The following is a 12,098-nucleotide window of genomic DNA, read 5'->3' on the forward strand; positions in this document are numbered from 1 at the left end:
GGACGACCCTGATATCAGGGTTCGTCCGCAACAAACTGAACATGTTTGCTCACATTTTTAAGTACGATTTGTTCGGCTGACAAATTGAACGCAATAAGCTGGTAAAGCTTAAGTTCGATATTTTGTTCTTTCACCCTCGCAATATCCTCCTCGCTGGCGAAAACGCAAGTAACCATCAGACTTTCTGGAAACTTGTTATAGTCTGCGGTATGCGTTAGCCATTCAAACCCGCAATCCCAATCTTTCGCAATTTCACAGGCATTCGTTAACGCTTTAATGACCATGTTATCGAGTTTTTTAAACGTTTTTTTCATCTACATTCAGGCCTGCTGTTGAGATAGTCGAAGGCGCTTGTTCCAATGCGCATTAATCAATAATGACGCCACGATAATGCCTCCGCCTAAACAAAGGCGAACTAAATCTGCATCACGATTCCATACCAATACGTTAATGATAAGACCCGCAGGGATGAGTGCATTGTTCATGATGCCCAAGGTGCCCGCATCCACTTTTACTGCGCCGAGGTTCCAGAAATAAAAGCCCAGGCCAGAAGCCACTACACCCAGCCAAATCAGTACTGTCCAATGCGTGGTGGTGGACGGCAGTTTGTCGGCATCGCCAAACATTAACCACGACGGCAGTACAACAATTAACGCGCCAATGAAAAACAGTGCGAAGCTACGCCAGGGCGGCGTTTTAGGCTGATAATGGCGCATAAGTCGGGCGTAGCCAACTTGGCCGATGGCAAAGGTAAGATTGGCTAACTGTAAAATAAGAAATCCGGTGACGTAATTACTGCTTACGTCGTCGTAGCGAATAACCGCCGCACCTGCTACAGCGATTGCCGTACAAACCAGTCCGGGCACGGACAAGCGCCGGGCCAGAATGTCGTTGAACAAGGAAACATAAAGCGGTGTGAAAATAGTGAACAACAACACTTCAGGTACAGTGAGGTAAGTAAACGATTGGTACAAACAAACGTACGTGATACCAAATTGCGATGCGCCTACGCCTAACATGCCCAGAATAAATGGACGTGGCAGACCACCAAGCCGTAAAAACGGGAGAAAGAGTGCCCCCGCCAACACAATACGGGTAAGCACTGCAAAATAGCTGTCTACCTGACCAGAAAGGTATACACCAATAAGACTGAATGAAAGCGCCCACAATACTGTGACAGCGGAAAGATAAAACACAGAAACAACCTTTTAATTGAAACGTCAGCGCACGGTCGCTGGACCGCTGTAAATCAGGCTGCGTAGTTTACCTTACGCGCACGCAAAAGTAGTGAGGTTGTTTAGAGCGAGTATGTTTATTGGCAAAAAATATTCTTTGCAATTAAATAGACGATCGGTCTAATATGTATTCCATGAGTACTTACATATCTTCTAAAGAAAAGCTTTCTGGCACAAAGCCTTCTGACGCCAAGTCATCTGGCACTGAGCTTGTTAACAGAAAGCCGCGACGTGGGCGTCCGCCTAAAGCTGGACGAAAGAACACCGACACCCGGGCTGAATTGATCCGCAGCGGCCTTGAACACCTGACTGAATTTGGATTTTCAGCATCGGGTATCGATACGATCCTGAAAAAAGTCGGTGTACCCAAAGGCTCATTTTATTTTTATTTCGCCAGTAAAGAATCCTTCGGTCATGCAGTGTTAAACAGCTATGCCAGCTACTTTGCCGAAAAGCTACAGCGTACACTCAATGATGAGAGCGTTGCGCCCCTGGCTCGGGTCGCTTTGTTTGTAGATGATGCATCAGCAGGCATGAAGAAGCATGATTTCACCCGAGGTTGCTTAGTCGGCAATTTAGGGCAGGAAGTCGATTCACTACCAGAAAGTTTTCGTGGCCGCTTAATTGAGATATTTACTGAGTGGCAGGAACATCTTCGCGATTGTTTGCAAGCAGCTATTGATGCAGGAGAATTAGCGGCGCATGCCGATTGCGATTGGCTGGCAGAAGTGTTCTGGACTGGTTGGGAGGGCGCAGTAAGCCGGGCCAAACTGGAAAAGTCAGCACGCCCATTGGCAAGCTATTCGAAGTTCTATTTAGCCGGTTTACCAAAGTAGGGCGGCTTTTTATTTATCAGTTAATAGACGATCAGTCTATATTGGAGGAAATATGTTCAGAGGAATCGTTATCGACAAAGTGGACGATAATTATCAGGCCGAACTTACCAGCATTAGCGAAGACATGCTAATGGACGGGGATGTGAGTATTGATGTGATGTATAGCACTCTGAACTACAAAGATGGCCTCGCGATTACCGGAAAAAGTCCAGTAGTAAGGCGATTCCCGATGATCCCGGGGGTGGATTTAGTGGGAACCGTTACCCAGTCGGGCTCCTCACGTTTTCAGCCTGGCGATAGAGTATTGTTAAATGGCTTTGGTGTAGGTGAAACGCACTGCGGCGGACTGGCGGAAAAGGCCCGACTGAAGAATGAGTGGCTGATTAAGTTGCCCGAGGGAATGTCACCACGGCATGCAATGGCAATTGGGACTGCGGGCTATACGGCTATGTTGTGCGTGATGGCGCTGCAAAATCATGGCATTGAGCCGGGCAGCGGCGATGTATTGGTTACCGGCGCTAACGGTGGGGTTGGCAGCTTTGCCGTGGCACTGCTGGCGAAGCTTGGCTATACCGTAGTGGCTTCTACCGGGCGCATGGAAGAAGCTGATTACCTGAAAAAGCTGGGGGCCACGGAGATCATCCACCGCAATACCTTGTCTGAGCCAGGCCGTCCATTGGCAAAAGAGCGGTGGGCTGCAGCCATCGATTCAGTAGGAAGTCATACCCTGGCAAATGTTTGCGCATCGACAGGTTACGGCGGTATCGTCGCCGCATGTGGTTTGGCACAGGGATATGATTTACCTGCCACTGTGATGCCATTTATTTTACGCGGCGTGACATTAGCCGGTATCGACAGTGTGATGCGTCCGCTGGAAGATCGGGAAATTGCATGGTCGAAACTAGCAGAACTGGTTGATGATGATTTGCTGGCTGAGATTTCACATGAAATTGGGCTTAGTGAGGTTATTGAAACCGGTAAACAACTGCTGGAAGGAAAAGTGCGCGGACGTGTAGTGGTGAATTTGTCCCGCTAGTCCTGGTTGATAGTCGCGAACCAATGTGAAGAGGCGGATGAGGCTGTATATCGCCAGCCCCGCCAGCCCTGTTAGCCGTTTGTTTCTCATTGGCTCACGGCTGTTTGTTTATTAATGGTCACCGCAGTTTGCTTAGCGTTCTTTCAACCACGCCACTAAGTCTGGAAAGTGGTCTTCTCTGGCGGCAGGATGAGTAAGCATATTGATATGATCGTAATCCAAAGCATTGCCATTGGCTTTACTCAGTAAAGTGAAAAAGCTGTCAGTATTTCCTGTCTCACGGATAAACCGGCGGATATCTTCAGGGTGTCCCAACGCATGATCGGCCACGGCTGCAATGTGCCAGGTTGGTGGCCAGGTGGTAGATTCCGCTGCTGCCGCATAGTCAAAACTGTCCTTAATATCTCGCCACGGGGTGTGTTTAACCCAATGTACACTTTGTCTTAACGACTCCCGGGTTTCGTCATCGGAGCCTATTTTGTATTGTTTGGCCGGTAGGTAGCCTTTGTGTCTGGCAATGAGGGGGGACAACCACTTCCAGATCAAGTCGACTTTTATCAGCTTTTCGAGATTTCTGGCGTACACACTGCGTTTACTGCCAAAACACACCTGGCTGCGCACTTTCTCAACCAGCTTTGGAAAGCGGGCGAGGGCAGAAGCCACCAGAATGCCGCCCCAGGAATGACAAATAATATGAACGGGTTGCCCCGTGCGCTGCCAGATAAACTCAATCATCAACGGTATATCGCGGGTGATTTGGTCGGTTTGGTCGTGTGCCCGATCGTCTCTGATCGGTGGTGTACTTTTCCCTCGACCACGCATGTCTGCGACGAAAACATCAAAATCTTGTTCTGCGAGATAGCAGCCAAGACCTTTGCCAGACTCAGTGTAGAAAATTTTACCGTTTTCAATAGCGCCGTGAATCATCAGCACTGGCGCACCGTTGTCATTTTGATGAATGTGCCTTAAGTGAAGCTGATGGTGTTTGTCAGCAATGAAAAGCGACTCTTGCAACGGGAGTGGGCTGTCGGCCATAAGGTATCAAGTTAATGAATTGTTAGTAAAGCATGCCAGCTTGCTTTGGATAGGTCAACTGGACAAACCAGTTGGCGTGAGTTTACTTCTGGATATTATGGTGTGTGAGCTATACAGGCTATAAAAAAAGCGCGCAGTTTTTGCTGCACGCCTGTTCTTGCTATCGATTTTCCCAACACATTAGAGTGTGCGGGTACATACCACGTGTCGAATAGAACTGCGCGGTGAATCTGCCATACTGTTTCCTTCAGACGTTACTGCCAACGTATTCATCGACAGATCTGCTGCAATAGACACCGACCAGAAATAGCGATCATAGGTGGTAGAGCCTAAATCCAGTGGTGGCGTGGCGCTTTCTACGAACGCCGCGTTGAGTTCTTCCTGCATCGGAACGCGCCAATCCGTGTTGCCGCCATCTTCCCGGCGTTCGCAGAAGGCGACCGCTTCAAACAGTGACATTCGCGGGTAGTCACTCAGTGCCATCCATTCCAGTGTGGCTGCACTGTCGTAGGTTTGATTTATCGCAATGGCCTCGACTTCTGCTTGCTGCACGGCGCCGCTATCTGAACTAAAGCGTACTGCCGCCAATGCTGGATTGTTCGACGTGCGGGCAACGACAACGGCGCAGCTTGCATCTGGTGCCAATGTTGCGCCAGCACAGGTAGACGACTGAATAGTGAAATAAGCCGCATTTAACCCGTCCAGAGTTTCGCTAAGTCCGCTAACCGCACTGTCAGATTCATTGGTGAGCATAACGGTAACGGTTTCATTCGCAGCCGCCCCGGGTAGGGTCGATAATGCCGGTTGGGGAATGAGTGCGGGTGGTGTTACCGACAAACTGACAGTCAGTGCTTCACCGGTGCCCTGGGTGCCGTTCACATTCACTGTAATACCGCGATAGGTATCAACGTAATCTTCTGAAATGCCTAATGTCGTTTCATCTTCTGTCATAAGATAAAGCGCATCTAACGGGCTATTGGTGCCGGTGGTATTTCGGGTTTGAGGGATGGAAACCAGTAGTTGATACGCAGCATCTGAGTCAATTTCTTCAAACAGTGAAGCATCAGGACCAATGGGGGTTTTCACTTCAAAGTTAATGTATACCGCATCACCATTGTCGTCTCGGGCATAGGGTACGCGCAAGAGTTGCACGCCACCTGCGGGTGACGATGATTGCGCTAAATCCACGTCGCTTGCAGCCGTGGCAATCATCACGTTACCGGTGGTAAGCCAACCGGCTAAATTACGCATAGGGGCAGTAAATGCAGCTTCATGATCGTCGATGTCACCCATAGGAAAGGGGCTTTCATCGCCATCTTCTGCGCAGTCCTCTGTACTGCGGTAAGCAAAGCTTGAGGCTGGCAAGGTTTCACAACGACTGGCATTCGCATGACGCATGCCAAAGGTATGACCTAAGTTGTGCAACAGCGTAGCTTTGCTAACACATTCACTTGCCGTATACGCCGCGTAATGGTCCCAGCTTTCCAGTACATTGCTGTGATTTAGCGAGGCATAACAAACATAAGGCGTATTCGGACTGTCGTTAATAACAGTAATGAGGCGGTCGAAACTGGTGTAGTCTTCCACGTTTTCAGCAATCCAGGCGTAGATCTCCTGCAACTGCGCATCGCCTAACATTACCTCGTTATCAATAAGGGAAAAGCCATATGTTTCGCCACTGCTGGTGGTGTCGGTTGCGGTAAGGGTGTAGTTCGACATCACGTGAGGCTCTAACCACGCAGCGCCTTCCGACGCATTCACCACATACTGATTAATTGCATCGTCATCTGTAATGAACAGGGCTGTCAGATCATCTGTGCCAAAGTCTTCAAGGCTATCGCGCCCTGCGAATGACACTGGCAATACCAGCGTTTTCTGACCGCCAGTGCTGCTACGGGTTGTAGTATCAGATTGGGGAGTAAAGGTTGCGCTAACCTCACAACTTTCGCTGGCGGTAAAGCTATACACGTTACCTTTCAATGACCCGTTACAGCCGCTTACCGCATCTATCATGTTGGTTACATCGGGTACCAGTGTCATCGATACACGCTCACCTTGCTGCGTCGTCACAGAACTGGGGTAAAGCACACCGCCGCTTAGCTCAGCGCTGGTAACATTTACTGTGGTGTCGATTTCTGAAAAGGTGGCGGACACAGTACAGGCAGCAGTAATTGCCCCTGTGGTGTAGGTGGTTCCGTTCAGTGTGCCGTCACAGCCTTCAGCACGGGTGAGTTCATAGCCCGAGTCTGGCGTAAGTGTGATTGACAGCGTGCTGTTCTCGTTTACCGCTTCACTGGTGACTGAAGATGAGCCGCCATCGCTGGTGGTAACGGTAACCGTATAGGTTGTCGGAGTGGGTGTAGGTGTTACCGGTGTTGTTGGGGTGCTGTCAGAACCACCACCGCCACCACAGGCAGTAATCGATAAACTAAGTGCAATAAGGGAGAAAGACCTTTTCATGCATCATCCTTAAAAAAGCAGGCCAAGAGGGTTACATTCTCTACGCCCGCTTTTCATTAAGGTTCATGCACTTTTTAAACTATTTTTACGTTTTGCTAAAAAGATATAAAAACGTAACGTATTAGATAATTCTTTACAGCTAAGCAGCGTTCAACGTTCTCAAATGCGGACCTGGTAAACCTATTAAACGAACAACCCATTGCAGAAGGTGGCAAACTCGCTGGTCTTTGCTAATTTTAAACAAGAATCTTAGCCGCTAAGTACGATCTATTTTTTTGCTGTTGAGGGGCGTCTTTTTGATGCCGCCACTGACTTTTTGCAGGTTTGCCTTGATGAATGATGTAAACAATTGTGAGAACGGATTCGAAGCTGTTTTCAGAAATTCGAAAGATGGTCTGGCAATTTTTAAAGACGAAGTGTTTATCGACTGTAATGCGTCTATGTTAACGCTGGTCGGCGTTGACAATAGAGATGATTTTATTGGTAAAACCCCATTCGACTTTTCCCCAGCGCGACAACACGACGGCACCTTATCGGTAACTAAAGGGCTCGCCCTGGTGGCCCGTTGTCATCAGGAAGGCAGCGTGCGTTTTGAATGGATCATCAAACGTTTTAATGGCGATGCACTCTGGGTAGAAATTATTCTCACCCAAATGACTATGGACGGTGAGGAAGTCATTTATGCGAGCTGGCGTGATATCTCTGAAAGTAAAGCCATTGAGCTGGCGCTGAAAGAGCAGAAAAATACCTTTGAGACCTTATTTAATGAATCTCAAGATGGGCTGAGCCTGCTCATTGATCACAAGCTCATCGATTGCAATAAAGCCCTGTTAGATATGTTCGGCTATTCCAGCAAAGAGGAAATCCTCGGTCTCACGCCAATGGATCTATCACCAGAGTATCAAGCGGACGGTCGTCGCTCTGTAGATGTGGTAGCAGACAATGCAAAACAGGTAGCTGGCTATGGGAACAAGATGCTGGAGTGGCAGCATCAACGGGCTGATGGTTCGCTGTTCTGGACTGAAATTATTGTGATAGAGATAAAGCTAAATGGTGGCCCCGCCATCTATGCTATTACCCGTGATATTTCAGAAAAGAAAGCGCTGCAAGATAAAATAATAAGCAGGAACGAAGCGCTAAAGGCGACTAACCGCAGCTTGTCTGAAACCATTGAAAGTCTGAAGCTGGCACAGAGTAAATTGGTCGAGTCAGAGAAAATGGCCAGCTTGGGCTCGCTGGTGGCGGGTGTTGCTCATGAGATTAATACGCCGGTGGGCATAGGACTCACCGGTATTACCCAATTAATGGAAGAATGTCGCGATATCCAAACCCGATACGAACAGGGAAATCTAACGGAAAATGACTTCGAGGATTATCTTAATAGCGCCAGTGAACTGGCGGGCATGATTAAGAAAAATATTGATAGAACAGCGCAGTTAGTGCGTAGCTTTAAACAGGTGGCGGTGGATCAGACCAGTGAAGAAGACCGGGAGGTAAATCTTAATCAGTATCTCGATGAAATCTTCTACAGTTTAAGTTCTGTGTTACGCAAAGCGAAAGTGGTCGTAGCAACGGAGTGCCGCAACGATATTAATGTGGTGACAAACCCAGGCCTGCTTTCCCAAGTGGTCACTAACCTTATTATGAATTCCGTCAATCATGGTTTTAAAGACCGCGACTCTGGCAATATCTACATTGGGATTAGTGAACAAGAAGATAATATGTTCATGATGCAATATCGCGACGATGGCAGGGGAATTAGTAAAGAAAATTTAAGCCGCATTTTTGACCCGTTTTTTACAACGAACCGCAGTCATGGCGGCACCGGGCTCGGGCTGAATATTACTTATAATATTATTACCAATGCCCTTGGTGGCTCGATTACCTGTAACAGCGAGGAAAACAAAGGCGTTGAATTTATCATCAAATTCAAAGTGAAAGCGCGCCTCGATTAGTGCTGTTTCACGCCTGACTACAGCACCATCGAATATAAGGGTATCGTTTTTGTAATCAAAATTGCTCATCGTAACTGGCAATGCTGGTGTAAACCTCTGCGCTTCCATCCTTCTTTAGAAGCAGGATGTCATAGGGACTAAAGCGGCCGCCCATTTCCATTCCAGGTGTACCCACAGGCATTGCCGGCACAGAAAGGCCAATGGCGTCTGCTGCCGGTGATTGCAGAAATTGCTGAACAAACTTGGCCGGTACATGGCCTTCAAATACGTAGCCATCGATAATGCCGGTGTGACAAGACTGGTATTGCTCGCGAACGCCCGCCTCCATCTTTAATGAGAACAGGTTGGCATGATCAACGGGAGAAACGGCAAAGCCCGCTTCCTGCATATGAGCAATCCAGTTTTTGCAGCAACCGCACGTCGGGCTTTTATGCACTTCCATGGTAGTGGCTTGTGCTGACACGTTATCTTCTTCGGTTGCTGCAACCATAAAAGCGGGGAGTGCAACGAGCATGAATGATGAGAGTGTTAGAGCAATGGATTGTTTCATCGATTTTTCCTTAAAGCAGCGTCAGCCAGCAGTAACTATAAGCTGGAATAGTACCTTAACTATACCTCATCCCAGGCAGCCGAACAGGGAAAAAACTTGTCGGTTTTGTTGGTTAAGCGTAATGTTAAGGGGCGGGTTAGCCCGCTCAATGGAATGAATAAGCAGTAGAGAATAAAACTATGGATAAGCCTAGCGACTATTCCAGCTATACGCTGGCCGAAATAAAAGAATTACACCAACAACTTGTTTCGGAACAAACCAACACGCCTTCGACAACCCAGCAACAGCAAATAGAACAACTTGAACACGTTATTTCAGCAAAGGAAAGTGCCCAGCCACTGGCCGCAGAAGAACCGCTTGCAGCATCAACGCCTGAAACCGACGTGGTTACAGCAGCCGGTGTAACTCGACCCGCCAAACCCGTGTTGCGAACGGTACCCGTTAAATTTCTTGGTATCACGTCTGAGTTTTTTTCAATCTGGATAGTTAACTTACTGCTGACCATTGTTACCCTGGGTATCTATTCTGCCTGGGCGAAGGTGCGGACTAACCGCTACTTTTACGGCAACACGGAACTAGACGGTCATCGTTTCTCTTACCTGGCAGAACCGCTGCAAATATTAAAAGGCAGAATTATTGCCGTAGTGCTGTTCGCCAGCTATTTTCTTGCCGGTTATATTAGCCCGGCCGCCGGTCTGATCGTGGCGGGCCTATTGGCTTTGCTTGCCCCGGTACTGATTGTACTTAGCTATCGTTTCCGGTTGCGTATGACAGCCTACCGCAATGTGCGCTTTAGTTTTCGAGGTCGAATCGGTCGGGCCTATATGGTCTTTTTAGTCTGGCCCATTATCAGTTTGTGCACGCTGTACCTGCTCCTTCCTATCAACTTGAAAAAGATGGACGAATATTTGCTGGAGGGTTCCTGGTATGGCGACCGCCAGTTTAAGCCGCGTCTCAACACCGGTGAATACTTCGGAACGGGTATCGCTGCTGCTGCAATAGGCATGGTTATCATGATGGTTGGCGGTATCGTGATTGGTGTTACCAGTGTGATGACAGCTTCAGATACTGAAAGTGTAACTAACGTGCTGGGTTTCGGTATCGTAGCGCTGTACTTTCTTACCTTTATCATTGCCGGCAGTTTTTATACATCGCGGATCCGTAATCATATATTCAGCGCCACTGAACTTGATGGCGTAGCAGGTTTTAAATCGTCGTTAGCAATGTGGGAACTGATCAAACTTAGAGTCACTAATACCCTGGCCATTATTTTCAGCCTTGGGTTTGCTATTCCCTGGGCCAAAATCCGCAAGGCGCAATTGTACGCTAGCGTATCAAATGTCGATGTGTTGGCCGAACCTGAAAAGGTAATGGCGGCGAGAGGGAACAGTGCTGAAGCGGTTGGAGAAGAAGCCGCAAACCTGTTCGATGTCGATATAGCGCTCGGGTAGACGACGTGATCACCGGTCAGCTTTATTCTGAACAAAGTGCGGAGTCTTCAACCGTCTCGGTTAAGTTTGAAGCCCAAAACATGGTGATTACCGATAATGTCGGTGAAGCACGGGTGTTTACCCTCGACTCTCTGGATACCGCGCCTAAATTGGGGCGGTTACCGAGGGAAATCCGCTTACCCACACGGGAGCAGCTTGTCTGCGACCAATCTGAGCTATTAAATCAATGGCTGGACGGCGAACAAGGTGGGGTTGCTAAATTAGAAACTAACCGGCGCTGGATTTTCGGCAGTGTGGTGCTGGTGCCAGCGTTACTTTACTTTGTGTTTGGCTGGTTAATGCCCTGGGCTGCGGTGCACTTCGCTAACCTGGTGCCAAACAAAGCCAAAGTCATTGCCTCTCAGCAATCGTTATCCGCTTTAGATGCGACGTTGCTTGACCCGTCAGAGTTGGATGTAACTGAGCAGGAAAAAATACGTACAGGGTTCTATGATGTGAAAGATAGCATCAGCACGAATCACAAGGTTTTTAGTGTTCAGTTTCGCCATGCGCCGCAAATTGGCCCTAATGCCTTTGCGTTACCTGATGGCACGATAATTTTTACTGATGAAATGATAGCGTTGGTCGATGGTGACCAAGCGTTATTAAACGCTATTTTTCTTCATGAAGTCGGTCATGTAGAAAACAACCATTCGATGCAACTGGTTGCAGAATCGTTGTTTGCCACACTGGCCGTGAGCTATTTCTTTGGTGATATTAGCGGATCGCTGGAGGCGTTTTTCGGCATTGGTTCCACGGTGGTAAATAACAAATTTACGCAAGCCCACGAAGCCGATGCCGATGAATTCGCATTACGTCAGTTACGTAGTGCCGGTGAAGATCCTATGGCGTTTGCTGATGCGATGAAAAAGTTGAGTGAAATGCGCCCTTCCGCCAGCGAAACCATGGATAGCTGGTTTTCCAGTCATCCGGCCATTCAATCGCGGATCAGAAAAGCAGAAGCATTCGCTGAGCAGGAATAAAAACGCCCCTATCTATCATTAGGGGCTTTTTTGCAAGTTCAGGCTATGGCAATAGTCATAAAACGACTGTGAGGATCGTCATGGTAATTCCCGAAGGGCCCACAGTCGCTGAATCCATGACGATGATAGAGCCGGTGGGCAGCACTAAAGTAATCCTGGGTGCCGGTTTCGAGGCTTAATGAGGAGTATTTTTGTTGTTTGCAAAACGCTAGCGCGGCGTTTAGCAGTGCCGCACCCACACCGCGATTCCTTGCTGCATGACTTGTACGCATAGATTTAAGTTCGGCGTCCATAGCTGACAGTTGCTTTACCGCCACACATCCGAGCAACACGCCATTTTCCCGAGCGGTAAAAAAACAGACATCTTTTGCCTGTAACGCACTTATATCAAGTGCATGTACGCTTTGGGGGGGTGAAGTAGCGTGCATATCTGCGAGGTGCTCTTCGAGTAGGGCAATGATGTCGCGACTTACTACCTTTTCCTGGCTTATCTCCATGATTGCAATCCTTGTTGTTGA

The 12,098-nt window shown here is 48.3% G+C and carries 11 protein-coding genes; 5 read left to right on the plus strand and 6 right to left on the minus strand.

Going from position 1 to position 12,098, the window contains the following annotated elements; genetic code table 11:
- Positions 1 to 14: 14 nt before the first annotated feature.
- Positions 15 to 314, minus strand: coding sequence for a Fis family transcriptional regulator (locus ACXAFQ_RS15610; protein ID WP_474824266.1), 300 nt, complete (start codon positions 312 to 314; stop codon positions 15 to 17).
- Positions 315 to 320: 6 nt separating this feature from the next.
- Positions 321 to 1,196 (minus strand): EamA family transporter, encoded by an 876-nt coding sequence (locus ACXAFQ_RS15615; RefSeq protein WP_474824268.1) that lies wholly within the window; start codon positions 1,194 to 1,196, stop codon positions 321 to 323.
- A gap of 173 nt (positions 1,197 to 1,369) precedes the next feature.
- Here ACXAFQ_RS15615 and acuR point away from each other — a divergent pair, with 173 nt between their 5' ends.
- Positions 1,370 to 2,071 carry an acrylate utilization transcriptional regulator AcuR gene (gene acuR / locus ACXAFQ_RS15620; RefSeq protein WP_474824270.1) on the plus strand — a complete coding sequence of 234 codons (702 nt, stop codon included), beginning with the start codon at positions 1,370 to 1,372 and terminating at the stop codon, positions 2,069 to 2,071.
- Positions 2,072 to 2,123: 52 nt separating this feature from the next.
- Positions 2,124 to 3,107: an acrylyl-CoA reductase (NADPH) gene (gene acuI / locus ACXAFQ_RS15625; RefSeq protein WP_474824272.1), complete on the plus strand. Its 984-nt coding sequence runs from the start codon at positions 2,124 to 2,126 to the stop codon at positions 3,105 to 3,107.
- Positions 3,108 to 3,239: 132 nt separating this feature from the next.
- Here the strand turns inward: acuI and ACXAFQ_RS15630 are convergent, their stop codons facing one another.
- Both ACXAFQ_RS15630 and ACXAFQ_RS15635 read right to left on the minus strand, forming a co-directional pair.
- On the minus strand, positions 3,240 to 4,142 hold the full coding sequence (locus ACXAFQ_RS15630) for an alpha/beta fold hydrolase (RefSeq protein ID WP_474824274.1): 903 nt from the start codon (positions 4,140 to 4,142) through the stop codon (positions 3,240 to 3,242).
- A 180-nt stretch (positions 4,143 to 4,322) separates the two neighbouring features.
- Positions 4,323 to 6,602 carry an InlB B-repeat-containing protein gene (locus ACXAFQ_RS15635; protein ID WP_474824276.1) on the minus strand — a complete coding sequence of 760 codons (2,280 nt, stop codon included), beginning with the start codon at positions 6,600 to 6,602 and terminating at the stop codon, positions 4,323 to 4,325.
- Between the two features lie 332 nt (positions 6,603 to 6,934).
- Here ACXAFQ_RS15635 and ACXAFQ_RS15640 point away from each other — a divergent pair, with 332 nt between their 5' ends.
- Entirely contained in the window at positions 6,935 to 8,557 is a 1,623-nt protein-coding gene (locus ACXAFQ_RS15640; RefSeq protein ID WP_474824278.1) for a PAS domain-containing sensor histidine kinase, read from the plus strand.
- Positions 8,558 to 8,612: 55 nt separating this feature from the next.
- Here ACXAFQ_RS15640 and ACXAFQ_RS15645 read toward each other — a convergent pair whose 3' ends face one another.
- Positions 8,613 to 9,107 carry a DUF411 domain-containing protein gene (locus ACXAFQ_RS15645; protein ID WP_474824280.1) on the minus strand — a complete coding sequence of 165 codons (495 nt, stop codon included), beginning with the start codon at positions 9,105 to 9,107 and terminating at the stop codon, positions 8,613 to 8,615.
- A 179-nt stretch (positions 9,108 to 9,286) separates the two neighbouring features.
- Here ACXAFQ_RS15645 and ACXAFQ_RS15650 point away from each other — a divergent pair, with 179 nt between their 5' ends.
- Together ACXAFQ_RS15650 and ACXAFQ_RS15655 are read left to right on the plus strand one after the other, a co-directional pair.
- Positions 9,287 to 10,558 carry a YjgN family protein gene (locus tag ACXAFQ_RS15650; RefSeq protein WP_474824282.1) on the plus strand — a complete coding sequence of 424 codons (1,272 nt, stop codon included), beginning with the start codon at positions 9,287 to 9,289 and terminating at the stop codon, positions 10,556 to 10,558.
- A gap of 5 nt (positions 10,559 to 10,563) precedes the next feature.
- Complete coding sequence (locus ACXAFQ_RS15655; protein WP_474824284.1) at positions 10,564 to 11,580, plus strand: M48 family metallopeptidase; 1,017 nt, start codon at positions 10,564 to 10,566, stop codon at positions 11,578 to 11,580.
- Between the two features lie 38 nt (positions 11,581 to 11,618).
- Here ACXAFQ_RS15655 and ACXAFQ_RS15660 read toward each other — a convergent pair whose 3' ends face one another.
- A complete protein-coding gene (locus ACXAFQ_RS15660; RefSeq protein ID WP_474824286.1) occupies positions 11,619 to 12,077 on the minus strand; it encodes a GNAT family N-acetyltransferase in 459 nt (152 codons plus the stop codon).
- Positions 12,078 to 12,098 lie beyond the last annotated feature (21 nt).

It is taken from the genome of Alteromonas sp. ABH2_165 (assembly GCF_056159945.1).